We start from the raw sequence: 24904 nt of genomic DNA, 5'->3' as shown, positions 1-24904 counted from the left end.
AAGATGACGAGCGGCTGCTAGCCCAGCCAGCCCAGGGTCAAGCCGGTCAGCAGCAGATAGCGCAAGCTCTTGGCCAGCGCGACGATCAGCAGAAAGCTCCACCAGGGTTCGCGCATCACCCCGGCGATCAGCGTCAGCGGGTCGCCGACCACCGGCAGCCAGCTGAGCAGCAGCGACCAGCGGCCGTAGCGGTGATACCACGCCTGGGCCCGTTCCAGGCGCTGCGGCGTGGCGGGGAACCAGCGCCGCTCGCGGAAGTGCTCGATGTAGCGACCGAGCAGCCAGTTGAGTGCCGAGCCCAGGGTGTTGCCGACGGAAGCCACCGCCAGCAATGCCCACGGGGGATAGCTGCCACTGAGTAGAAGCCCCACCAGCGCCGCCTCCGACTGCAACGGCAGCAGGCTGGCGGCGCCGAATGCCAGCAGGAACAGCCCGGCGTAGGCGGCGAGTTCCGCCATCAACACCGCGTCACTGCGGCTGGATGTCGGTGACGACGATGGCGCCGCCCTGCTGCTCGGCCTGGAACAGCACTTTGTCGCCCGGCTTGAGGTCTTTCAGCCGTGCGCTGTCGTCGACCCTGAACACCATGGTCATCGGTGGCATGCCGAGGTTCTCGATCGGGCCATGGCGCAGGGTGACCTTGCCGTTCTGCAGGTCGATCTTGCGCACTTCGCCCTGGGTCATGGCCGCCGTGCCCTGGGCCACCGGATGGTGGGCGTCGTGGCTTGCGGCGTTGTCTTCCTGGGCAAGGGCAGGCAGGGCCAGACCACTGGCAAGCAAAGCAACGATCAGCAGTTTTTTCATCGGTCAATCTCCTCAAGGGTGAAATATCAGTAACGCCTGGTTCATTGCTGGGCGCTGGGCAGTACCTTGATCTTGCCGACCATGCCCGCCTGGTAATGCCCGGGGATCAGGCAGGCGAAATCGAATTCGCCCACGCGGTTGAAGGTCCAGACGATCTCCTCGCGCTTGCCCGGCGCCACATGGGCCATATAGGGCTCGTCGTGCTCCATGCCGGGAAACTTCGTCATCAAGGCCGCATGTTCATCGAGCTCCTGCTTGGTGCCCAAGACGAATTCGTGCAGCACCTTGCCGTCGTTGTGGTGCACGAAGCGAATGGTCTCGCCTGCGCGCACTTCGATGTGTTCGGGAGTGAAACGCATGGCATCGCTCATGCGCACCTCGATGGTTCGGTCCACCTCCGCGGCATCGCCGGCGATGCCCCAGGGCTTTTGCTCCTTGAGCACCGCCGCCTCGGCAGGGGCGCCGTGCATCTTTTCGCTATGGGCAACGGCCTGATTCACGACGCCGAAACCAAACAGCACCAGCACGCCCATGGCATATCCGAACGCTCGCTGTTTTCCGCTTTTCGCTTGCATGTTTACCGTCCTCTCATGAATCAATGCCCGGCATGACCGCCGGGTTTGCGTACCTGTACTTCGACCTCGGGCACCTGCTGAACTCGCGGCATGCTCTGCCCGCCGGCATCGCCGCTACGCGGCGGCTCGGCCAGGGCACCGCGCCATTCGGAAGCCACAGTGCCGGGCGGATGCTTGAACCAGCCCGGGTCGCGGTAATCGCCGGGCTTCTGCTCAGCGCGCACTTTGAGCACGGTGAACATGCCGCCCATTTCCACCGAGCCGAACGGGCCGTCGCCGGTCATCATCGGCGCGGTGTTGTCCGGCAGCGGCATCTCCATCTCGGCCATGTCCGCCATGCCGCGCTCGCCCATCACCATGTAGTCGGGCACCAGCCCGGCGATCTTGCGGGTCAGGCCGCTGTGGTCGACGCCGATCAGGGTCGGCACGTCGTGTCCCATGGCGTTCATGGTGTGGTGGCTTTTGTGGCAGTGCAGCGCCCAGTCCCCCGGCTCGTCGGCGAGGAACTCGATCTGGCGCATCTGCCCCACCGCCACGTCGGTGGTCACTTCCGGCCAGCGCGCGCCCTTGGGCGTCGGCCCGCCATCGGTGCCGGTGACCTCGAATTCATGGCCGTGCAGGTGGATCGGGTGGTTGGTCATGGTCAGGTTGCCGACGCGCAGCCGCACCCGGTCGTTCTGCCGCACCACCAGCGGGTCGATGCCGGGAAAGATGCGGCTGTTGAAGGTCCACAGGTTGAAATCGAGCATGGTCATGATCTTCGGCGTGTAGCTGCCCGGCTCGATGTCGTAGGCGCTGAGCAGGAAGCAGAAATCGCGGTCGACCTCCTCGATCAACGGGTGCGGCTCCTTCGGATGGGTGACCCAGAAGCCCATCATGCCCATGGCCATCTGGGTCATCTCGTCGGCATGCGGGTGGTACATGAAAGTACCGGGACGGCGCGCAACGAACTCGTAGGCGAAGGTCTTGCCCACCGGAATCGCCTTCTGGGTCAGCCCGGCGACGCCGTCCATGCCATTCGGCAGGCGCTGCCCGTGCCAATGGATGCTGGTGTGCTCGGGCAGCTTGTTGGTGACGAAGATGCGTACCCGGTCGCCTTCCACCACCTCGATGGTCGGCCCCGGTGACTGGCCGTTATAGCCCCACAGGTGGGCCTTGAAACCGGGTGCCATCTCCCGCACCACCGGCTCGGCCACCAGGTGGAACTCCTTGACCCCGTCGTTCATTCGCCACGGCAGGGTCCAGCCGTTGAGCGTCACCACCGGGCGATAGGGCCTGCCATCGCTCGGCTCCAGCGGCGGCTGGGTATCTGCGCTGGATTGCATGACCGGCTCGGGCAGCCCAGCCAGGGAAACCCGGCTCACCGAGGAGGCGGCCACTGCCGCGGTAATGGCGCCGGCGCCGAGGAAGAAATCGCGTCGAGAAACCATGGTCGGTATTCCTCAGTTAGTGGCCGCCGCCGGCGGCTTCAGCCGGGCCAGCGATCTGCGGGGCGGAGGACAGGCTGGGAGTGCCGACCATGGCCATATCCAGGTCGGCGCGGGCCAGCCAGAAATCCCGCTGCGCCTCGATGGCGGCATTGACGGTGGTTACCTGCGCGCGGGCATCGGCGAGCAACTCGAACACGCCGATCAACATGCCGTTGTAACGCAGCAGGTTTTCCTCGGCGATGCGCTGGCGCAGCGGCAGGATGTGCTCGCGATAATGACGGGCGATGTCATAGGCGGCACGGTAGCCGAGGTAGGCTTCGCGCACCTCGGAGCGGGCGTTCACGGCAGTTTCGGCGGTGCGCAGCAGCGCCTGCCGATAGAGTGCCTCGGCCTTGGCCACGCGGGCGCCGCCCCAGTCGAACAGCGGCAGTTCCAGGCTGATCTCGTAGCCACGCTGGGTCGGCTCCTCATTGGAGGAATTGCGCATCACGCCCAGCTCCAGCACGTTGATCAGCCCGGTGGTCTTGCTCAGCCCGAGGTTTCTGGCCAGGCGCTCGGTGCCCTGGCGCGCGGCCTGGATGTCCAGACGCTGGGCCATGGCCGTGCGCTCCACGTCCGGCTGCTCCTCGACCTGCTCGGGCAGATCAGGCAAGCGCTCGGGCAGCTGGAAGGCGGTCTGCCCGCCCCACAGGCCGAGTAGACGGGTCAGCTGCTCGCGAGCCTGCACCCGCGCCTGTTCGGCACGCGCCCGGTTGAGCGCGGCGTCGGCATAGAAGCCCTGTTCGCGGGCCAGTTGCAGGCGGTTGAAGTTGCCGGCTGCTGCCATGCGCCGGGCCAACTCGGCACCGGATTCCGCCGCCTCCATGACTTGCCCCATGTAGCGCACGGTCTCCTCGGCGGCGACCGCTCGGTAATACGCCTTGCGGGTCGCGCTGGCCAGCTCGAACAGCGCCAGGCTGGCCTCCTGCTGTATCTGCTGCAAGCGTGCGGACTCCATGCGCCGGGTCAGCGGCATGGCGATCAGCCGGGCCAGGTTGAGGTGCACGCCGCGCTCGTATTCCACTTCCTCGCCACGGGTCAGGCGGCCGAAGGAGAACCCCGGGTTGGCCAGGCGCCCGGCCTGCACCAGATCGGCCTCGGCGATGCCAAGTTCATAGAACGAGGCCTGCAGGCCCGGATTGTTCAATAGCGCGACCTGCACTGCGTCTTCGACGGACAGCGGCTTGCTCAGCAATTCGCCGACGCGTTGCCCGATCAGCTCACGCTCGGCGTCCGAGCGCGCCCAAACCACCTCTTTGTCGAGCCGTTCGGTGGCTTGCTGCGCCACCGGGGTGAAGCCTCCATCCTCTGAAAAGCTCGCGCAGCCGGACAGCAAGGCGGCGCCCAAAGCCAGTGCGAACAGCGATTGCACGGTGTTCATGCGCGCACCTCAATGCATGTGTTGGTGGGATTGCCCGTCTTGCGGCTCGACCGGGGACTCTTCCCAGGCCTCACGGGCGTAGGTCCGCCAGCCGCCGATGCGGCCGACCCTGTCGTTGGCGTCGCGCCAGGACTCGACGGCTTGCTCTGCGGCACCGGGGTAGTCCGCCAACGGCGAGCGGTAGTCGAGTGGAGGCACGGTGGCGCTCGGGTCGGCCGGATCGGGCTCGGCCCAGGTCAGCCCGGCAGCGGCCAACAGGCCCAGGCAGGCAAGCGCCCGCAAAAGATGACAAGGCATGGCATTTTCTCTCGCTTGGGCCAGTGGATACCGGGAGGCATCCGCGGCCGGTTTCGGATTGCGCCACAAACGGGCGCGCTCGAATTCAGGCGAAAGAGTCGCGCGGTGGACGTTCGGGAGTGTCGGCGATGAAACCGTCGAAGCAGTAGGAACGGGACTGCAAGGGAACAACGCTGGGCGCCGGGCTCAGGGCCACCACACCGCCGACCAACGCGGCCGCGCCGCAGCAGGCCAGACAGGCACTACAGCGACCCTCGTCCATTGCGGCATTGCTATTGTGCTGGTGGTCGTGCTCTGCGCTGGCCTGGGCGTGATCGTGTTGCGCAGCAACCAACTCGATAGCCGGCGCAGCCTTCCCGTGATGGGCCGCTCCGCAGAAGGGCATCAGTACGCCGGCGATGGTCTGCAGTGGCAACGCCAGCATCAATGCCAGCATTAGCGCCAGACGCACTCTCCCCAGCAGTCGAGCGCGAAGGGCACGCTGAGCGGTAGGCGAGAAGGCAGGCGACATGCAGCTCGATTCCTTGATGCAGACCCACAGACGGGCACGCGGCGCAGTATGCAGCCTTCGCGATGGGCATGGAGGCAGCTGACAAAAATGTAATCTGCCGGAAACCCGCACCAGCCCTGGAGCGCGACGAACAGCCGCAGCGGGCCGATTGCCCCGCCCCCGCTGCCGCGACTAGACTCCGGCGCATGAACCCATTCCTGCGTCGCTGCCTGCTCCTGCTGCTCTGCCTGACGCTGCCCGTTAGCGGCATGGCGAGCCTGCAGCTGCCGGCGCAACCCTGCCCGATGCAAGCCGCCGGCATGCCGATGGCCGAGGACTGCTGCGAGGATGCGGACCAGCGATCCCTGGCCGGCAAGCCCTGCAAGAGCGGCCAGGAATGCAAGAGCGGGAACCTGTTGCAAGCCTCCCTGGGCAAGCCGACGCTGAGCCTGCCCCATCTGCCCAGCCTCACGCTCTATAGCGACATCCTACCCAACGGCGCCCCCGCCGACGTCTGGCGCCCTCCCCGCGCCTGATTCCTGTTTCGCCTTGAGTGCCGCCCCCTGTCGGGGCATGGCGTTTGCGCGTCCCTGAGGACGCGCGATTCATACAGGAATCCGCAACATGAGCGTTACCCGTTACCGGGCGATCCTCGCTGCGTGGCTGCTGGCCCTACCCGGCCTGGCGGCGGCGCTGACCCTTGACGAAGCCTTGCGCCTGGCCGAACACGAAGCTCCCTCCCTGGCTGCCCAATCGGCCAATCTGGAGGCGGCCCGCCATGAGGCCATTCCCGCCGGCGAACTGCCGGACCCGAAACTCGCCCTGGGCCTGCAGAACGTGCCGATCGAAGGCGCCGACCGCTGGCGACTGGACCGCGAGCCAATGACCATGCAGATGGTCGGCCTGATGCAGGAAGTGCCCAACCGCGCCAAGCGCCGTGCCCGGGTCGAGGTCGCCGCCGCCGCGGTGGATAGCGCCGGCGCGCAGCAGCAGGTCGAACGCCTGCGCGTGCGCCGGGAGACTGCCCAGGCGTGGATCGCCGCACTGGCCATCGAACGCAAGCTGCAAGCATTCCAGGCCCTCTACGACGAGAACCGTCTGCTGGACAAAGCCGTGCAAGCGCGACTGGCCGGTGGCCTCGGCCAGTCCGCCGACAGCCTGGTACCGAAGCAGGAAGCGGCGCTGCTCGCCGAGCAGGAAGACCTGCTGCTAAGCACCCGCAGGCAGACCCGCGCCGCGCTGCGCCGCTGGGTCGGCGCGGCGGCGGACGAGCCGGTCAACGGCAACTGGCCGAACTGGCCGGTGGATGAACAGCGCTACCGGCAGAGCCTGCACCATCACCCCGAACTCAGCAGCTTCGCCCCCATGACCCGCGAGGCACAGGCCCGGGTCAGCCTCGCCGAGGCCGACAAGCGTCCGGACTGGAGTTGGGAGCTCGCCTACCAACGGCGCGACCCGGCCTTCGGCGACATGGTCTCCGTACAGTTCAGCTTCGACCTGCCGCTGTTCGCCGGCAGCCGCCAGGACCCGAAGATCGCCGCGCGCCGCGCCGAGGTGTTGCGCCTGGAGGCCGAGCGCGAAGCGCTGACCCGCGAACACAACCAGCAACTGGAAGACGACCTGGCCGAGTACCAGCGGCTCGACCGGGCCGTGCAACGCAGCCGGGAAACGCTGGTGCCCTTGGCCGAAAAGCGGGTACGCCTGGCGCTGGCCGACTATCGCGCCGGCAGCGGCGAGCTGGGCAGCGTGATCGACGCCCGCCGCGCATTGATCGAAGCCCGTCTGAACCAGATCGACCTGGCCGAGCAGCGTGCGCTGGCCAGCGCACGCCTGCATTTCGCCTATGGGGAGAATGCGCAATGAGCCAGCGACGCAACACAACCACCCTGCTGATCGGCCCGCCGCTGCTGGCGCTGCTCATCACCCTCGGCTGGAGCGCTGCCCATGCCGAACCAAAAGCGGAACGCGAAGTGCTCTACTGGTACGACCCGATGTACCCGCAGCAGCGCTTCGACAAGCCCGGCAAGTCGCCCTTCATGGACATGGATCTGGTACCGCGTTATGCCGATGGAGGTGGCGACGGTGCCGCGGTCAGCATCGATGCCAGCATCGCCCAGAACCTCGGCGTGCGGCTGGCCAAGGTCAGCCGCGAAGCGCTGCATGGCGAGCTTGACGTCGTCGGCACCCTGCAGTTCAACGCCCGCGACGTGGCGGTGGTGCAGGCCCGTCGCGGCGGCTTCGTCGAGCGGGTCTACCCGCACGCACCGGAGGATCTGATCGATGCCGGCGCGCCGCTGGCCGACCTGCTGGTGCCCGAGTGGGCCGCGGCGCAGGAAGAGTTTCTCGCCCTGCGCGCCATCGGCGACGCCGATTTGGTCGCCGCCGCGCGGCAGCGTCTGCGCCTGGCCGGGATGCCGACCGATCTCATCGCCCGCATCGAGCGCAGCGGCAAGGCCCAGCCGGTATGGACGGTGGTCAGCCCCATCGCTGGCGTGATCACCGAACTCGACGTGCGCGAAGGCATGACCCTGGATGCCGGCGAGTCGCTGGCCACGATCAACGGCCTGGACAGCGTCTGGCTGGAAGTGGCGGTACCCGAGGCCGAAACCGCTGGCGTGCGCCTCGGCCAGACCGTCGAGGCCCGACTATCGGCCTTCCCTGGCGAAGTGCTGAGCGGCAGCGTCGACGCCTTTCTACCGCAAGCCAACCTGGATAGCCGAACCGTTCGCCTGCGGGCCGAGCTACCCAACCCGAACGGCCGCCTGCGACCGGGCATGAGCGCCCAGGTACGGCTGCATCGCGACAACGGGCAGACGGCATTGTTCGTACCCAACGAGGCGGTGATCCGCACTGGCCGCCGAGCACTGGTCATGCTCGCCGAAGCCGAGGGCCGCTACCGGCCGATCGAGGTCCGTCTGGGCCGGGAAACCCTGGACAAGGTGGAAGTGCTGGACGGCCTCGCCGAAGGCCAGCAAATAGTCGCCTCCGGACAGTTCCTGCTGGATTCCGAAGCCAGCCTGCGTGGCGTACTCGCCCAGGGGCTCGATCAGGCACAAGCGGAGCCGGCCCTGCATGATGCCGAAGGGCGCATCGACGAGGTCGAGGACAATGCCTTGACCCTCAGCCACGGTCCATTCAAGACCCTGGGCATGCCCGGCATGACCATGAGCTTCGAGTTGGCCGACCCGGCACTGGGCAAGGGATTGAAGGTGGGCGATCGCGTGCGCTTCGGTGTGCGTGAGACCGACGACGGTCTGCTGATAGAGCGCATCGAGAAGCTGGGGGTGCAGCCATGATCGCGGCCCTGATCCGCTGGTCGGTAGCCAACCGCTTCCTGGTGCTGCTCGCCACCCTGTTCGCCAGCGCCTGGGGTGTCTGGTCGATGCAGAGCACGGCGATCGACGCCCTGCCGGACCTCTCCGACGTGCAGGTGATCATCCGCACGCCCTTCCCCGGCCAGGCGCCACAGATCGTCGAGAACCAGGTCACCTACCCGCTGACCACTACCATGCTCTCGGTGCCGGGGGCGAAGACCGTGCGCGGCTATTCGTTCTTCGGTGACAGCTTCGTCTACGTGCTGTTCGAGGACGGCACCGACCTTTACTGGGCCCGCTCGCGGGTGCTGGAGTACCTCAGTCAGATCCAGAGCCGTCTGCCGGCCAGCGCCAAGCCGGCGCTGGGGCCGGACGCCACCGGGGTCGGCTGGATCTACCAGTACGCCCTGGTCGACCGCAGCGGCCGCCACGACCTGGCGCAACTGCGCGCCCTGCAGGACTGGTTCCTCAAGTTCGAGCTGAAGACCCTGGCCAACGTCGCCGAGGTAGCCACCATCGGCGGCATGGTCAAGCAGTACCAGGTACTGCTCGACCCGCTCAAGCTGGCCAGCCTCGGCATCACCCAAAGCGAAGTGCGCGAGGCCGTCGGCAGGGCCAACCAGGAGACCGGCGGCGCCGTGGTGGAACTGGCCGAAACCGAGTTCATAGTGCGCGCCTCCGGCTACCTGGCCAGCCTGGCGGATTTCCGTAGCATCCCGCTGCGCCTGGATGCCGGCGGCGTTCCGGTCACCCTTGGCGACGTGGCGCACATCCAGCTCGGTCCGGAGATGCGCCGGGGCATCGCCGAGCTGGATGGCGAAGGCGAAGTGGTCGGCGGCGTGGTGATCCTGCGCAGCGGCAAGAATGCCCGCGAGACCATCGGCGCACTGAAGAGCAAATTGGAGGCGCTGCAGAAGGGCCTGCCGGATGGGGTGGAAATCGTCACCACCTACGACCGCAGCAAGCTGATCGACCGCGCGGTACGCAACCTCAGCCACAAGCTGCTGGAAGAGTTCGTGGTGGTTGCGCTGGTCTGCCTGGTGTTCCTCTGGCACCTGCGCTCCTCGCTGGTGGCGATCATTTCGCTGCCTATCGGCATCCTGCTGGCCTTCATCGTCATGCGCCAGCAGGGTATCAACGCCAACATCATGTCCCTCGGAGGCATCGCCATCGCCATCGGCGCGATGATCGATGCCGCGGTGGTGATGATCGAGAACGCCCACAAGCGCATAGAGCACTGGCGCGAGCAGCACCCGGACGGCGAACTCAAGGGCGTCGAGCACTGGCGGGTAATCACCGCGGCAGCGGTGGAGGTCGGCCCGGCGCTGTTCTTCAGTCTGCTGATCATCACCCTGTCGTTCATCCCAGTGTTCACCCTGGAGGCCCAGGAAGGCCGGCTGTTCGGCCCGCTGGCCTTCACCAAGACCTACGCCATGGCCGCGGCCGCCGGTTTGTCGGTGACCCTGGTGCCGGTATTGATGGGCTATTGGATTCGCGGACGCATCCCGGATGAGCGGCGTAACCCGCTCAACCGCGGGTTGATTCGCCTCTACCAGCCGGCGCTGGAATGGGTGCTGCGCTGGCCGAAGGTCACTCTTGCGCTAGCGCTGCTGGTGTTCCTCACCACCCTCTGGCCGCTGTCGCGGCTCGGTGGGGAGTTCCTGCCGCCGCTGGACGAGGGCGACCTGCTGTACATGCCCACAGCCCTGCCGGGCCTGTCGGCGCAGAAGGCCGCGCAGCTGCTGCAGCAGACCGACCGCCTGATCAAGACCGTGCCCGAGGTCGCCCATGTGTTCGGCAAGGCCGGCCGCGCCGAGACGGCCACCGACCCGGCGCCGCTGGAGATGTTCGAGACCACCATCCAGTTCAAGCCGCGCGATCAGTGGCGCCCCGGCATGACCCCGGAGAAGCTGGTGGAAGAGCTGGATCGGGTAGTTCAGGTACCGGGCCTGGCCAACCTGTGGATTCCGCCGATCCGCAACCGCATCGATATGCTCGCCACCGGCATCAAGAGCCCCATCGGCGTGAAGGTGGCCGGCGTCGATCTGGCACAGATCGACGCCGTCACCCAGGCGGTGGAGCGGGTAGCGAAGACGGTGCCGGGGGTCAGTTCCGCCCTGGCCGAACGCCTGACCGGCGGGCGCTACATCGATGTCGACATCGACCGCCGCGCCGCCGCGCGCTACGGGTTGAACGTGGCCGACGTGCAGGCGATCGTCGCCGGCGCCATCGGCGGGGAGAACATCGGCGAAACCATCGAGGGGCTGGCACGCTTCCCCATCAGCCTGCGCTATCCACGGGAGTGGCGCGACTCGCTGGCGGGCCTGGCGCAACTGCCGATCTATACCCCGCAGGGTAGCCAGATCACCCTCGGCACCGTGGCCAGGATCAAGATCAGCGATGGGCCGCCCATGCTCAAGAGCGAGAATGCGCGGCCATCCGGCTGGGTCTACATCGATGTGCGCGGTCGCGACCTGGCCTCGGTGGTGGGCGACCTGCGCCAGGCCATCGCCGAGCAGGTCCAGTTGCAGCCGGGCATGAGCCTGAGCTACTCGGGCCAGTTCGAGTTTCTCGAGCGGGCCAACGCGCGGCTCAAGCTGGTGGTGCCGGCCACCCTGCTGATCATCTTCGTGCTGCTCTACCTGTGCTTCAGCCGCTTCGACGAGGCGCTGCTGATCATGGCCACGCTGCCTTTCGCCCTCACGGGTGGGGTGTGGTTCCTCTACTGGATGGACTTCAACCTGTCGGTGGCCACCGGCGTCGGCTTCATCGCCCTGGCCGGCGTGGCCGCCGAGTTCGGCGTGATCATGCTGCTGTACCTGAAAAACGCCTGGCAGGAGCGCCGCGACGAGGGTGACGAATCACCGCTGGGATTGTTGGAGAGCATTCGCGAAGGTGCGGTGCAACGCGTGCGGCCCAAGGCGATGACGGTGGCGGTGATCATCGCCGGCCTGCTGCCAATCCTCTGGGGCGGCGGCACCGGCAGCGAAGTGATGAGCCGCATCGCCGCGCCCATGGTCGGCGGCATGCTCAGCGCGCCGTTGCTGTCGTTGTTCGTGGTACCGGCGGCCTACCTACTGATGCGCCGACGGCAGTGCCGCACGCTTTGAGCCACGCGCGGGGAGCCTGGAAAGGCACAGGCTCTTCGCGCTTTCTCGGCAGATGCCGGGCGGCGCGACGAGGGAGGTCTACCGCCAGCGCAGCGGCTAACCGACCACGGCATCCCGTGCGCTCGCTATAGCCTTTGCCTGAACCAATACGCCTTTTCGGGAAAGGCGGCCTTGATACCGGACTGGCAAGGTTGTGTGGTTGTGCCGGCTGGTCAGTGCGCTGGCTGCTTATCGCGTTCTGCCGACACCTCTTGTTGCGCCTCCCGGCGCCTCACTTCTTCTTTGAAATGCGCAAAGAAAAGTAAGCAAAAGAAAGCGCACCCCGGCATCCGGGTCTCGCTGCGCTCGACTCCCCTCCTTCCGGCACTGCTCCGGGGGCCGGCGTACAAGGGCCATCCATGGCCCATTACGCGGGGCCGCCATCGGTATCTCGCGGCATCCTGCCGCTCGTCCCCCTGCGCAGCGCCTCCACTCGGCCTCCTGACGGGGACTTCTCTGGGCCTGACAGTTCTGCGGCAAAAGCCCAAAAGCCCAAAAGCTGAAAAGCTGAAAGCCAACTCGAGCCTGTTTGCTTCTGCGCAAGAGGCTGGGCCGGGACTCGGGTCCCTCAGGAGGCCGAGCGGAATCGTTGTGGAAGGGGTTGAGCGACATGGATGTCGCGAGAGCTGCGATGCAGCGAGGGAACCCCGGCGCAGCCGGGCGGGGAAGCCTAGTTCGGATGTGGGGTGCGCTTTCTTCTTGGTTACTTCTTCTTTGCGCCGGGCGGCGATCCGCACTTCAAAGAAGAAGTGACTCGCCGGGAGGCGAAACCAGATGCATCGCCAATACACAGAAATCGGCTGACGCACAGACCAATAGCCCAACAGGCTGCGACAACCTTGCCAGTCCAGTGCCAAGAAACCTGTCCCCCGGAATTATGCGGAGAACCATAAAAAAGCCCGTGCAGAGCACGGGCTTTTCCATGACGCGAGGGTCGTACCGACGTATTACACGCCAGACGCCTCGGCAGCCGGCACGTCCTTGATGGACAGCTTGATGCGGCCGCGGTTGTCCACGTCCAGTACCAGCACCTTCACTTCCTGGCCTTCCTTGAGCACGTCGGTGACCTTCTCCACGCGCTGATCGCTCAGCATCGAGATGTGCACCAGACCGTCCTTGCCCGGCAGGATGTTGACGAAGGCGCCGAAGTCGACGATGCGCTCGACCTTGCCGACATAGACCTTGCCGATCTCCGCTTCGGCGGTGATCGCCAGCACGCGCTGCTTGGCAGCCTCGGCGGCTTCCTTGGTCTCGCCGAAGATCTTGATCGAGCCGTCGTCTTCGATGTCGATGGAGGCCTTGGTCTCTTCGCAGATGCTGCGAATGGTGGCGCCGCCCTTGCCGATCACGTCGCGGATCTTGTCCTGGTCGATCTTCATCGCCAGCATGGTCGGGGCATTGGCCGACAGCTCGCTGCGCGACTGGGCAATGACCTGGTTCATCTGACCGAGGATGTTCTGGCGCGCTTCCAGGGCCTGGCCCAGGGCGATTTCCATGATCTCTTCGGTGATGCCCTTGATCTTGATGTCCATCTGCAGCGCGGTCACACCCTTGGTCGTACCGGCCACTTTGAAGTCCATATCGCCCAGGTGGTCTTCGTCACCGAGGATGTCGGTCAGCACGGCGAACTTCTCGCCTTCCTTGACCAGGCCCATGGCGATACCGGCCACCGGCGCCTTCATCGGCACACCGGCATCCATCAGCGCCAGGGACGCGCCGCAGACCGATGCCATGGAGCTGGAACCGTTGGACTCGGTGATCTCCGACACCACGCGAATGGTGTAGGGGAACTCGTCGTCCTTCGGCAGCATGGCAGCGACACCGCGACGGGCCAGGCGGCCGTGGCCGATCTCGCGACGACCGGCGCCGCCCATGCGGCCACACTCGCCGACCGAGAACGGCGGGAAGTTGTAGTGCAGCATGAAGGGATCTTTCTTCTCGCCTTCCAGGGTGTCCAGCAACTGGGCATCGCGGGCGGTGCCGAGGGTGGCGACCACCAGGGCCTGGGTTTCGCCACGGGTGAACAGGGCCGAGCCGTGGGTCTTCGGCAGCACGCCGACTTCGATCTTCAGCGGACGCACGGTGCGGGTGTCGCGACCGTCGATACGCGGCTGGCCGTTGACGATGTTCTCGCGCACGGTGCGGTATTCGATCTCGCCGAAGGCATCCTTCACTTCACTGGCGGAAGGCTGGCCTTCCTCGCCGGAGAACTTGGCCACCACCTGGTCGCGCAGCTCGCCGAGACGGTTGTAGCGATCCTGCTTGATGGTGATGGTGTAGGCCTTGGAGATCTCCGCGCCGAACTCGGCACGAATGGCGTCCAGCAGGGCCACGTTCTTGGCCGGCGGCTGCCAGTCCCAAGTCGGCTTGCCGGCTTCGGCGGCCAGTTCCTTGACCGCCTTGATCACGGCCTGGAATTCGTCGTGGGCGAACAGCACCGCGCCCAGCATCTGGTCTTCGGTCAGTTCCTTGGCTTCCGACTCGACCATCAGCACCGCGTCTTCGGTACCGGCCACGACCATGTCCAGGCTGGAGGCCTTGAGCTGTTCGTAGGTCGGGTTCAGCAGGTAGCCGGTGCTTTCATGGAAGGCCACGCGAGCGGCGCCGATCGGGCCGTCGAACGGAATGCCGGAAATGGCCAGAGCGGCCGAGGTGCCGATCATCGCTGCGATGTCCGGATCGGTCTTCTTGCTGGTGGACACCACGGTGCAGACGACCTGCACTTCGTTCATGAAGCCTTCCGGGAACAGCGGGCGGATCGGCCGGTCGATCAGGCGCGAGGTCAGGGTTTCCTTCTCGGAAGGACGGCCTTCGCGCTTGAAGAAGCCGCCGGGGATCTTGCCGGCTGCGTAGGTCTTTTCCTGGTAGTGCACGGACAGCGGGAAGAAGCCTTTGCTCGGGTCGGCGGTCTTGGCGCCGACCACGGTCACCAGCACGGTCACGTCGTCGTCGACGGTGACCAGCACGGCGCCGGAGGCCTGACGGGCGATGCGGCCAGTCTCGAGGGTGACGGTCGATTGACCGAACTGGAATTTCTTGATTACCGGGTTCACGGTGTTTTCCTTCTCTTTGTTGCCTTTGGGGGAAATCGGAATTCGTGGACAGCGCCGGGGAGTCGGCCCCGTACCTGCCCAAAACGCAGGAAGCTGAATGACAAAAAGCTGGAAGCAGGGACGCGCCCCACTTCCAGCTTCGACAATCAGCTTCGCGCAAGCATCGCTTAGCGACGCAGACCCAGGCGACCGATCAGGTTGCTGTAACGAGTGGTGTCCTTGGCCTTCAGGTAGTCCAGCAGCTTGCGACGCTGGTTAACCATGCGGATCAGACCACGACGGGAGTGGTGATCTTTACCGTTGGCCTTGAAGTGACCTTGCAGCTTGTTGATGTTGGCGGACAGCAGTGCAACCTGCACTTCCGGGGAACCGGTGTCGCCTTCAGCTTGCTTGTACTCGTTAACGATCTGGGCTTTTTCTTCAACGCTCAGTGCCATGATGGGCTCCTTGAGTGAACAGGCCGGGACGAATCCCGTGTTTTAAAAAGAGGCATGACCGTGCCTGCTGACAGCCACCCTCGTATGCGAGCCGCCACAACCGAAGCCGTTGGCGGCGCGCTCGGTCATTCAGACCGAATCAGTCGACGCGGCGCTATACGCCCGTCGTCGCTCACTTCACCGATACCGATGAAGCGACCATTGTGATCCTGCACCCGCACCATGCCGAATTTCGGCGCTTCCGGTGCGCGAACCGGCTGCCCATGCAGCCAATAGAAGGCGCTGTGCTCGGAAAACTGCAACAGCGGCCAATGCTCCAGGCCACTGTCGACTGGCAGCAGGAAGCGGTCCAGCGCCTCGGCGCCGCCTTGGGCATGGGCCTGTTCCAGCGTCTCCAGGCTTATTGCCTGTTGCAGCGAGAACGGTCCGGCCTGGGTCCGCCGCAGTTCGGCGACATGTGCGCCGCACCCCAGCAACTGGCCAAGATCCTCGACCAGCGTGCGAATATAGGTGCCCTTGCTGCAGGCCACGGACAATCGCAGGTGCGATTCTTCCAGGCCGAGCAAATCCAAGCGCGCAATAGTAACAGAACGCGCCTCGCGCTCCACTACTTCGCCGGCGCGGGCCAGTTTGTACAGCGGCTGACCATCCTTCTTCAGCGCCGAGTACATCGGCGGAACCTGCTGGATTTCGCCACGGAAACGCGGCAGCAGCGCCTCGATATCGGCCTGACCAACGGTCACCTCGCGACGTTCCAGCACCTCCCCCTCGGCATCGCCGGTGGTGGTGGTGACGCCCAGCTGGGCTGCGGTCTCATAGCCCTTGTCGGCGTCCAGCAGGTACTGGGAAAACTTGGTCGCCTCGCCGAAGCACAGCGGCAGCACACCAGTGGCCAGCGGGTCGAGACTGCCGGTATGGCCGGCCTTCTCCGCATTCAGCAACCAGCGGACTTTCTGCAATGCAGCGTTGGAGGACAAACCGCGGGGCTTGTCGAGAATCAGAACACCGCTGACAGCGCGGCGGATACGTTTGACTTGGGCCACGCCTACTCCTCGCCCTGCTTGCGATCTTCCGCCACCGCACGCTCGATCAGCGCCGATAGCTCGGCGCCACGACGAATGCTGGCGTCGTAGTGGAAGTGCAACTGCGGCACGCTGCGCAGCTTCATCGACTTGCCGAGCTGCATGCGCAGGAAGCCGGCCGCGCTTTTCAGCGCCTCCAGGTTCTCGGCGATGTCCTCCGGTGTGTCCTTGCCCATCACGGTGACGAACACCTTGGCGTGGGACAGGTCGCGACTCACGTCGACGGCGGTTACGGTCACCAGGCCGAGGCGTGGGTCCTTGACCTCGCGCTGGATCAGCTGCGACAGCTCGCGCTGCATCTGATCGCCGATGCGCTGGGTACGGCTATATTCTTTGGCCATCAATTCCTACCTCACCCGCCGTGCTATCCGGGGGCTCAAAAGCGGCAAACGCCCGGCCGCGCTGAAGCGGGGCCGGGCGTGCTGTCCTGCGTGGCGTCCTTACAGGGTACGAGCCACCTGGACCTTCTCGAACACTTCGATCTTGTCGCCGACCTTGACGTCGTTGTAGCTCTTCACGCCGATACCGCACTCCATGCCGGCACGCACCTCGGACATGTCGTCCTTGAAGCGGCGCAGGGATTCCAGTTCGCCTTCGAAGATCACCACGTCGTCACGCAGTACGCGGATCGGACGGTTACGGTAGACGACGCCCTCGAGCACCATGCAACCGGCGATGGCGCCGAACTTCGGCGAACGGAACACGTCGCGAACTTCGGCGATACCGAGGATGTTCTCGCGAACGTCGCTGCCGAGCATGCCGGAGAGCGCCTTCTTGACGTCTTCGATGATGTCGTAGATGACGTTGTAGTAGCGCAGGTCCAGGCCTTCCTGCTCGACGATCTTGCGCGCACCGGCATCGGCACGCACGTTGAAGCCGAACAGTACGGCGTTGGAAGCCAGCGCCAGGTTGGCGTCGCTCTCGGTGATACCACCGACACCGCCACCGACCACGCGAACCTGCACCTCCTCGTTGCCGAGGTCGGACAGCGCGCCCTGCAGAGCTTCCAGAGAACCGCGTACATCGGACTTGAGCACGATGTTGAGCGTCTTCTTCTCGTCCTGGCCCATGTTCTCGAAGATGTTCTCCAGCTTGCCGGCATGGGCACGAGCCAGTTTGACTTCGCGGAACTTGCCTTGACGGAACAGGGCCACTTCACGGGCCTTCTTCTCGTCGGAAACCACGGTCAGCTCGTCACCCGCATCCGGGGTGCCGTCGAGGCCGAGGATTTCCACCGGAATCGACGGACCAGCTTCCTTCACCGGCTTGCCGTTCTCGTCGAGCATGGCGCGCACGCGGCCATAGTTGACGCCGACCAGCACCATGTCGCCCTGACGCAAGGTACCGTCCTGAACCAGCACGGTAGCCACCGGGCCACGGCCCTTGTCCAGTCGCGACTCGACGACCACACCACGCCCCGGGGCGCTCGGCACAGCCTTGAGTTCGAGAACCTCAGCCTGCAGCAGCACGGCTTCCAGCAACTCGTCCACCCCGGTACCGACCTTCGCCGACACGGGCACGAACTGGGTATCGCCGCCCCACTCTTCCGGAATGACGTCCAGCGCGGCCAGGCCGTTCTTGATGTTGTCCGGATTGGCCTCAGGCTTGTCGATCTTGTTCACCGCGACCACGATCGGCACGCCAGCCGCCTTGGCGTGCTGCACGGCTTCCTGGGTCTGCGGCATCACGCCGTCGTCCGCCGCCACCACCAGGATGACGATGTCGGTCGCCTTGGCACCGCGTGCACGCATGGCGGTAAACGCCGCGTGGCCCGGGGTGTCGAGGAAGGTGACCATGCCGCGGTCGGTTTCCACGTGGTAGGCACCGATGTGCTGGGTGATGCCACCGGCTTCGCCGGCCGCGACCTTGGCGCGGCGAATGTAGTCGAGCAGCGAGGTCTTGCCGTGGTCGACGTGACCCATGACGGTCACCACCGGCGCACGGTGAATCGCCTCACCTTCGAATTTCAGCGAGGCGGCGAGTTGCTCTTCCAAGGCGTTCTCGCTGACCAGCTTGACCTTGTGGCCGAGCTCTTCGGCGACCAGCTGTGCGGTCTCCTGGTCGAGCACCTGGTTGATGGTCACCGGCGTGCCCATCTTGAACATGAACTTGACGACTTCTGCGCCCTTGACTGCCATCTGCGCGGCCAGTTCGGCCACGGTGATGGTTTCACCAATGCTTACTTCGCGCACAATGGGTCCTGTTGGGCTCTGGAACCCATGCTGGTTACGCTTCTTCAGCTTGGCCTTGCCACCACGTCCACCGCGGCGGAAACCATCGCTTTCGTCATCGGTCGTGCGCGGAGCGACGCGCGGTGCCGGAACCTTTTCCTTCTCCTTGAGGGAAGGACGGTGCTGGGCATGCTTGCGATCACGACGCTCGTCCTCGTCGCCACGAACCTTGTCCGGACGGCGCGGCTCTTCCTTCTTGCGCTCCTCGACCTTGCGTTCCTCGACCACCGGAGCGACCACCGGCTCGGCGACCACCTCGCCTTCCGGCGCGACCGCAGCCTTGGCACGGGCGTCAGCCTCGCGGCGCGCCTCTTCGGCGGCCTGGCGCTTGGCCTCTTCCTCGGCCTTCAGACGCGCAGCCTCTTCGACCGCGCGGCGCTCTTCCAGCTCGCGCTGCTTCTCGGCCTCGATCTCTGCCGGGCTGCGCTTGACGAAGGTCTTCTTCTTGCGAACCTCGACACTGATGGTCTTGCTGCCGGCAACCTTCAGGGTGCTGGTGGTCTTGCGCTGCAAGGTAATCTTGCGCGGCTCCTCCAGCTTCTCGCCGTGGCTGCTCTTGAGATGGGCCAACAGGGCCTGCTTCTCACTATCGGTCACTACCTGCTCGGCGCTGGTGTGCGCCAGACCGGCTTCACGCATCTGCAGTAGCAGGCGCTCGACCGGTGTATCGACCACCTTGGCCAGTTCTTTCACCGTGACTTGCGTCATGCATCTCTCTCCTCAGGCCGCGACTGCTTACTCGAACCAATGGGCTCGGGCGGCCATGATCAGCTTGCCGGCACGCTCTTCGTCGATGCCGTCGATGTCGAGCAGGTCGTCAATCGACTGCTCGGCCAGGTCTTCGCGGGTAACCACGCCGCGCACCGCCAGTTCCACCGCCAGCTCCTTGTCCATGCCCTCGAGGGAAAGCAGGTCTTCGGCCGGCTGGGCATCGGCCAGCTTCTCTTCGGTGGCGATTGCCTTGGTCAGCAGGCGATCTTTGGCGCGGGCACGCAGCTCGTTGACGATTTCCTCGTCGAAGCCGTCGATGCTGAGCATTTCCTCCATCGGAACGTAGGCAATTTCTTCCAGGCTGGTGAAGCCCTCCTCCACCAGCACCTGGGCCAACTCCTCGTCGACTTCCAACTCGTCGATGAAGCTCTGCATGATGTCGCCGGTTTCCGCCTGCTGCTTGGCCTGTATATCAGCCTCGGTCATGACGTTCAGGGTCCAGCCGGTCAGTTGGCTGGCCAGGCGCACGTTCTGCCCGCCACGGCCGATGGCCTGGGCCAGATTGTCTTCGGCAACCGCGATGTCCATGGCATGGGCGTCTTCGTCGACGATGATCGCCGCCACCTCGGCCGGGGACATGGCGTTGATCACGAACTGCGCCGCGTTGTCGTCCCACAACACGATATCCACCCGCTCGCCGCCCAGCTCACCGGATACCGCCTGCACGCGCGACCCGCGCATGCCGATACAGGCACCCTGCGGGTCGATGCGCTTGTCTTTGGAGCGCACGGCGATCTTGGCGCGCGAACCCGGATCGCGGGAAGCAGCCATCACCTCGATCAGCTCCTCGGCGATTTCCGGCACTTCGATGCGGAACAGCTCGATCAGCATCTGCGGGGCCGTGCGCGACAAGATCAGCTGCGGGCCGCGGTTCTCGGTGCGAATTTCCTTCAGCAAGGCACGCACGCGGGCACCGACGCGGAAGGTCTCGCGGGGAATGATGTCCTCGCGAGCCAGCAGCGCCTCGGCATTGTTGCCCAGGTCGACGATGACGCTGTCGCGGGTGACTTTCTTGACGGTGCCGGAAATGATCTCGCCGAGACGCTCGCGATACGCTTCCACCACCTGGGCGCGCTCGGCTTCGCGCACCTTCTGCACGATAACCTGCTTGGCGGTCTGCGCCGCGATGCGGCCGAACTCGATGGACTCGATCTTCTCTTCCAGCACGTCGCCGACCTTGGCGCCGGGCTCACGCTCCTGCGCTTCTTCCACGGTCAACTCGGCAGCCGGATTTTCCAGTGCCTCGTCCTCAACCACGGCCCAGCGACGGAAGGTTTCGTAGCTACCGTTGTGGCGGTTGATCGCCACCCGCAGGTCCACTTCGTCTTCAAAACGTTTCTTGGTGGCGGTGGCCAGGGCCAACTCCAGTGCCTCGAAAATTACACCGGCCGGTACACCTTTTTCGTTGGATACCGACTCAACAACCAGCAGTACTTCTTTGCTCATCGTACGCCTCGCCTTTCGCAATCCATTGGACCCGCGGGATCCGCGTCTCAGTCAAAACGGGGAATAATGTTGGCCTTGTCGATCAGATCGATCGGCAGGAGGAATTCGTGCTCTTCGACCAGCAGCACCACGTCCTGCTCCTCCACCCCGCGGAGAAGCCCCTGGAAATTGCGCCGCCCTTCGAAAGGCGAACGCAGCTTGACTTTCACTTGTTCGCCAGCGTGGGCGGCGAACTGCTCCAGCGTGAACAGCGGTCGGTCCATGCCCGGAGAAGAAACCTCGAGGGTATAGTCGCTGCTGATCGGGTCCTCGACATCGAGCACGCCGCTGATCTGGCGACTGACCTTTTCGCAATCATCGATCAGGATGCCGTCGGCATGATCGATATAGACCCGCAACAGCGAATGCCGCCCCTGGGACAGGAATTCGATGCCCCAGCACTGGTAACCAAGGGCCTCGACTACCGGGGCCAGCAAGGCCTGCAACTGTTCTAGCTTGCTCGACACCTGAACCCCTCGCGCATGCCGTACAAATAAAAAATGGGCGAAACGCCCATGCCTGTGAACCGCCTGCGAATGCCGGCGGCACTACCGCCCAGCTAGCAAAAAGCCCCTAAAAAGGGGCTCTGCAACGACTGGTTGCGGGGGCTGGATTTGAACCAACGACCTTCGGGTTATGAGCCCGACGAGCTACCAGACTGCTCCACCCCGCGCCAAAGCTGGGGCGGAAGTATACGACCGTTCCCCCATGAGGGTCAACCGAACACCTTCCGCCAACAAGAAAGCCCGCGAACGGCGGGCTTTCTTGTGTTTGGTACCGAGGAGGGGACTCGAACCCCTACAGCCTATGGCCACTACCACCTCAAGGTAGCGTGTCTACCAATTCCACCACCTCGGCAAAAACCCTTTTACTGCTGCTCGGGAGCCTCCGGCACGTCAGCCGAACCATTCTCCGGCTTTTGCGCTTCGAGCACCGGCACATCGTCAGCTGCCGGCTTACCCTGAGGCACTTCGAGAACCGCCGGATCAGGCAGCCCCGCACCGCTCAGATGATCAGCCTTTTCCTTAGCAAAGAAGCCTAAGCCCAAGCTGGTCAAGAAAAAACCGGTGGCGAGTATAGCAGTAACTCGACTCAAAAAGGTAGCAGAACCTTGGCTGCCGAAAACGGTAGCCGAAGCGCCGGAACCAAAGGAGGCCCCCGCATCCGCACCCTTGCCTTGCTGCAGCAGAACCAGCGCGACAACGCCGATCGCCACGAGCAGATGACCCACAATTACGACTGTTTCCAGCATCTCTTCAGCTTCCTGCGGCACGACAGATCGCGCCGAACTCATCAGCATTCAGGGAGGCCCCACCCACAAGCCCCCCATCGATATCCGGCATGCCGAACAACTCGGCCGCATTGGCCGCCTTCACGCTGCCGCCGTAGAGAATCCTCACAGCGCTCGCCACCGCAACATCAGCCGCTGCAAACTGCGCGCGAATTGCCGCGTGCACTTCCTGAGCCTGTTGCGGCGAAGCAGTCAGCCCGGTACCAATGGCCCAGACCGGCTCGTATGCCACCACCGCATCAGCGAAGGCAGACACACCCAATTCCTCGATTACCGCACCCAACTGGCGCCCAACCACATGGAGCGTCTCGCCAGCCTCGCGCTCAGCGAGGGTTTCACCGACACACAGCAGCGGACTCAAGCCTGCAACCTGTGCGGCGGCAAACTTTCGCACCACCACCTGGTCGCTCTCACCAAGAATGGCGCGACGCTCGGAATGGCCAACCAGCACATAGCGGCAACCCACATCCACCAACTGGCTCGCGGCGACTTCGCCGGTCAGCGCACCCTGCTCGGGCTGCACCGCGCAATCCTGCGCACCTACCGACACGGACACACCAGCCAACCCAGCAGCTACCTGCTGAATGTGCAGACTCGACGGCATGACGGCAACTTCGACACCAACCGACAGCTCCAGTCCACGCAACCGCTGGATCAGCTCTGCGACACTGGCGCGGGTACCGTGCATTTTCCAGTTACCGGCTACCAGGGGGCGACGCATGCCATACCTCGTCGATCAAAGTGGGCGCAGATGTTACCCAAGAGCTCATCCACTAGCAAGCGAATCAACAACATAGCAACGGGCAAGACAAGAGCCTGAAAGACGGGTCACGCAACCAGCCCTCGAGCAGCCACGCACACCGCCGCTCAGGCACAGACTTCGGCAACGACCTTGGCCAGCTCGTCGGCATAGCCACGCACCTGCGACTCGTCGTCACCCTCCACCATGACCCGCACCAACGGCTCGGTGCCGGACTTGCGCAACAGGACCCGACCCCGCCCGGCCATGCGCTCGGTGACCTGCGCGCATGCCTCTTTCACCACGGGATGCTCGACCGGATTCTCCCCGCCCGCGAAGCGCACGTTGACCAGAACCTGCGGGCACTTGCGCAAGCCCTGACGAGCCTCGGCCAGGCGCTGACCACGACGCTTGAGTGCCATCAATACCTGCAGGGCCGCGATGATCGCATCGCCGGTGGTGGTGTGCTGGCAGCAGACGATATGCCCAGAGTTCTCGCCACCCAGCAGCCAGTCGCGCGAAGCCAGTTCAGCCATGACATAGCGATCGCCGACACTGGCGCGAACGAAGGGAATGCCTTGCTCTGCCAGCGCCAGCTCCAGGCCCAGGTTGCTCATCAGGGTTCCCACCACGCCACCCTGCAGCTTGCCCCGCTCGTGCAGATCACGTGCGATGACGAACAGCAACTCATCGCCATCCACCAGCATGCCGGTGTGGTCGACCATCAATACCCGGTCGCCGTCTCCGTCGAAGGCGATGCCAAGATCAGCCTGCTGGGCCACCACAGCCGCCTGCAAGGCTTCCATGTGGGTGGAACCACACTGGTCGTTGATGTTGAGGCCGTTGGGCTGCGCCGACAGCACGGAGACGTCCGCCCCCAGCTCGCGAAATACGCTGGGCGCAACCTTGTAGGCAGCCCCATGGGCGCAGTCCAGCACCACCTTCAAGCCTTCGAAACTGGTGCTAGTGGGTACGCTGCTCTTGCAGAACTCGATGTAGCGGCCCGCCGCATCGTTGATACGCGAGACCTTGCCGAGCTGCGCCGACTCGACCACGGTCATCGGCTGATCGAGCAACTCCTCGATCATCAGCTCCACCTCGTCGGGCAGCTTGGTGCCTTGGCCGGAGAAGAACTTGATGCCGTTGTCATAATGCGGGTTGTGCGAGGCGCTGATGACGATGCCAGCCTCGGCATGGAAGGTACGGGTCAGGTAGGCAATGGCCGGGGTCGGCATAGGTCCGAGCAACATGACATCGGCACCTGCGGCGGACAGGCCGGCCTCCAGCGCCGACTCGAACATGTAGCCGGATATCCTCGTGTCCTTGCCGATCAGTACCCGACAGGCACCCTGCTTGCGGAATGCCATGCCGGCAGCCCAACCCAGCTTGAGCACGAAATCCGGGGTAATCGGGTGTTCGCCCACGCGCCCACGGATGCCGTCGGTGCCGAAATATTTTCTAGCCATAGCTGCTTGCGTCCTTCCTATTCCGCCGCGTCGACTGCGGCGATCATGCGAACCATATCGACCGTTTCGGCCACGTCATGCACCCTCAGGATGCGCGCCCCCTTGGCCACCGCGAGAGCGGCCAGCCCGAGGCTGCCGAACAGGCGCCGATCGACCTCGCAACCGAGCACCTGGCCGATCATGCTCTTGCGGGACACGCCGACGAGAAGCGGCCGGCCCAACACATGCAGTCTCTCCATATGCTTGAACAAGCTGAGGTTATGCTGGAGATTCTTGGCGAAGCCAAAACCAGGATCGAGCACCAGTCGCTCCGCGGCGATACCCGCCGCCGCGCAGGCGGCAAGCCGCTCGGCAAGAAAGGCGCTCACCTCCACGGTGACATCATGATAGTGCGGGCTCTGCTGCATGGTGCCCGGCTCGCCCTGCATATGCATCAGGCAAACCGGCAGGCCGGTGTCTGCCGCCGCGTCCATCGCACCATCGCGGCGCAAGGCCCGCACATCGTTAATCAGCCCGGCCCCCAAGCGCGCGCATTCGCGCATGACCGCGGGCGTCGAGGTATCCACCGAAATGATCACATCCAGCTCGGCGGCAATGGCCTCGACCACCGGAGCAACGCGCTCCAGCTCTTCGACAGGTGAAACCGGGCGCGCACCCGGCCGCGTGGATTCACCACCAATATCGATCAGCGCGGCGCCTGCACGCCACATGGCCTCGGCATGGCGCAATGCGGCATCGCGCTGACTGAAACGCCCTCCGTCGGAGAACGAATCGGGTGTCACATTGAGAATGCCCATGACCTGGGGCTGGGACAAATCAAGAACCCGGCTGCCGCAAGGCAACCGGGTCGGGTACTGCGCCGTTGTCATA

Annotated in this window: 22 protein-coding genes and 2 tRNA genes; 4 read left to right on the top strand and 20 right to left on the bottom strand. The window is 64.8% G+C overall.

Annotated features, from left to right (window positions below; translation table 11 throughout):
• Nucleotides 1-17: 17 nt before the first annotated feature.
• The 7 genes from ACWKV7_RS22080 to ACWKV7_RS22050 form a co-directional block, all read right to left on the bottom strand.
• Nucleotides 18-458 carry a YqaA family protein gene (locus tag ACWKV7_RS22080; protein WP_483859859.1) on the bottom strand — a complete coding sequence of 147 codons (441 nt, stop codon included), beginning with the start codon at nt 456-458 and terminating at the stop codon, nt 18-20.
• A 10-nt stretch (nt 459-468) separates the two neighbouring features.
• Complete coding sequence (locus ACWKV7_RS22075) at nt 469-804, bottom strand: copper-binding protein (RefSeq protein WP_483859858.1); 336 nt, start codon at nt 802-804, stop codon at nt 469-471.
• A gap of 41 nt (nt 805-845) precedes the next feature.
• Complete coding sequence (locus ACWKV7_RS22070) at nt 846-1379, bottom strand: cupredoxin domain-containing protein (RefSeq protein WP_483859857.1); 534 nt, start codon at nt 1377-1379, stop codon at nt 846-848.
• A gap of 20 nt (nt 1380-1399) precedes the next feature.
• Nucleotides 1400-2809 (bottom strand): multicopper oxidase family protein, encoded by a 1410-nt coding sequence (locus ACWKV7_RS22065; RefSeq protein ID WP_483859856.1) that lies wholly within the window; start codon nt 2807-2809, stop codon nt 1400-1402.
• A gap of 16 nt (nt 2810-2825) precedes the next feature.
• Nucleotides 2826-4229: a TolC family protein gene (locus ACWKV7_RS22060; RefSeq protein ID WP_483859855.1), complete on the bottom strand. Its 1404-nt coding sequence runs from the start codon at nt 4227-4229 to the stop codon at nt 2826-2828.
• A gap of 9 nt (nt 4230-4238) precedes the next feature.
• A complete protein-coding gene (locus ACWKV7_RS22055) occupies nt 4239-4526 on the bottom strand; it encodes a hypothetical protein (protein ID WP_483859854.1) in 288 nt (95 codons plus the stop codon).
• An 85-nt stretch (nt 4527-4611) separates the two neighbouring features.
• On the bottom strand, nt 4612-5037 hold the full coding sequence (locus tag ACWKV7_RS22050; RefSeq protein ID WP_483859853.1) for a hypothetical protein: 426 nt from the start codon (nt 5035-5037) through the stop codon (nt 4612-4614).
• A gap of 185 nt (nt 5038-5222) precedes the next feature.
• On the opposite strand from ACWKV7_RS22050, the gene ACWKV7_RS22045 reads away from it, so the two are divergent.
• From ACWKV7_RS22045 to ACWKV7_RS22030, 4 genes are all read left to right on the top strand, one after another.
• The gene (locus ACWKV7_RS22045; RefSeq protein WP_483859852.1) at nt 5223-5552 is read left to right on the top strand and encodes a hypothetical protein; all 330 of its coding nucleotides are present in this window, start codon (nt 5223-5225) and stop codon (nt 5550-5552) included.
• Nucleotides 5553-5640: 88 nt separating this feature from the next.
• Nucleotides 5641-6879, top strand: a complete 1239-nt coding sequence (locus ACWKV7_RS22040; protein WP_483859851.1) for a TolC family protein — start codon at nt 5641-5643, stop codon at nt 6877-6879.
• The gene (locus ACWKV7_RS22035) at nt 6876-8312 is read left to right on the top strand and encodes an efflux RND transporter periplasmic adaptor subunit (RefSeq protein WP_483859850.1); all 1437 of its coding nucleotides are present in this window, start codon (nt 6876-6878) and stop codon (nt 8310-8312) included. Before ACWKV7_RS22040 ends, ACWKV7_RS22035 begins: the two co-directional genes overlap by 4 nt.
• Nucleotides 8309-11440, top strand: a complete 3132-nt coding sequence (locus ACWKV7_RS22030) for an efflux RND transporter permease subunit (protein WP_483859849.1) — start codon at nt 8309-8311, stop codon at nt 11438-11440. Before ACWKV7_RS22035 ends, ACWKV7_RS22030 begins: the two co-directional genes overlap by 4 nt.
• Nucleotides 11441-12426: 986 nt before the next feature.
• Here ACWKV7_RS22030 and pnp read toward each other — a convergent pair.
• From pnp to folP, 13 genes are all read right to left on the bottom strand, one after another.
• Nucleotides 12427-14532, bottom strand: coding sequence for a polyribonucleotide nucleotidyltransferase (gene pnp, locus ACWKV7_RS22025; RefSeq protein WP_483859848.1), 2106 nt, complete (start codon nt 14530-14532; stop codon nt 12427-12429).
• A gap of 167 nt (nt 14533-14699) precedes the next feature.
• Nucleotides 14700-14969, bottom strand: a complete 270-nt coding sequence (gene rpsO / locus ACWKV7_RS22020; RefSeq protein WP_483859847.1) for a 30S ribosomal protein S15 — start codon at nt 14967-14969, stop codon at nt 14700-14702.
• A gap of 125 nt (nt 14970-15094) precedes the next feature.
• Nucleotides 15095-16012: a tRNA pseudouridine(55) synthase TruB gene (truB, locus tag ACWKV7_RS22015; protein WP_483859846.1), complete on the bottom strand. Its 918-nt coding sequence runs from the start codon at nt 16010-16012 to the stop codon at nt 15095-15097.
• 2 nt (nt 16013-16014) lie between these two features.
• Nucleotides 16015-16392, bottom strand: a complete 378-nt coding sequence (gene rbfA, locus ACWKV7_RS22010) for a 30S ribosome-binding factor RbfA (RefSeq protein WP_483859845.1) — start codon at nt 16390-16392, stop codon at nt 16015-16017.
• Nucleotides 16393-16491: 99 nt separating this feature from the next.
• Nucleotides 16492-18990 (bottom strand): translation initiation factor IF-2, encoded by a 2499-nt coding sequence (infB, locus tag ACWKV7_RS22005; RefSeq protein WP_483859844.1) that lies wholly within the window; start codon nt 18988-18990, stop codon nt 16492-16494.
• A gap of 27 nt (nt 18991-19017) precedes the next feature.
• Entirely contained in the window at nt 19018-20499 is a 1482-nt protein-coding gene (nusA, locus tag ACWKV7_RS22000) for a transcription termination factor NusA (protein WP_483859843.1), read from the bottom strand.
• A gap of 47 nt (nt 20500-20546) precedes the next feature.
• Nucleotides 20547-21005 (bottom strand): ribosome maturation factor RimP, encoded by a 459-nt coding sequence (gene rimP / locus ACWKV7_RS21995; RefSeq protein WP_483859842.1) that lies wholly within the window; start codon nt 21003-21005, stop codon nt 20547-20549.
• A gap of 129 nt (nt 21006-21134) precedes the next feature.
• A tRNA-Met gene (locus tag ACWKV7_RS21990) sits at nt 21135-21211 on the bottom strand.
• Nucleotides 21212-21310: 99 nt separating this feature from the next.
• Nucleotides 21311-21396, bottom strand: a tRNA-Leu gene (locus ACWKV7_RS21985).
• A gap of 10 nt (nt 21397-21406) precedes the next feature.
• Nucleotides 21407-21790: a preprotein translocase subunit SecG gene (secG, locus tag ACWKV7_RS21980; RefSeq protein ID WP_483859841.1), complete on the bottom strand. Its 384-nt coding sequence runs from the start codon at nt 21788-21790 to the stop codon at nt 21407-21409.
• Nucleotides 21791-21794: 4 nt separating this feature from the next.
• Nucleotides 21795-22550, bottom strand: a complete 756-nt coding sequence (gene tpiA, locus ACWKV7_RS21975; RefSeq protein WP_483859840.1) for a triose-phosphate isomerase — start codon at nt 22548-22550, stop codon at nt 21795-21797.
• A 146-nt stretch (nt 22551-22696) separates the two neighbouring features.
• On the bottom strand, nt 22697-24034 hold the full coding sequence (glmM, locus tag ACWKV7_RS21970; RefSeq protein ID WP_483859839.1) for a phosphoglucosamine mutase: 1338 nt from the start codon (nt 24032-24034) through the stop codon (nt 22697-22699).
• Between the two features lie 17 nt (nt 24035-24051).
• Nucleotides 24052-24903: a dihydropteroate synthase gene (gene folP, locus ACWKV7_RS21965; protein WP_483859838.1), complete on the bottom strand. Its 852-nt coding sequence runs from the start codon at nt 24901-24903 to the stop codon at nt 24052-24054.
• Between the last annotated feature and the right edge of the window lies 1 nt (nt 24904).

It is taken from the genome of Zestomonas ipomoeae, from assembly GCF_057128665.1.
The sequence above is the reverse complement of the archived record's forward strand: the minus strand, read 5'-3'. Positions and strand labels throughout refer to the sequence as shown.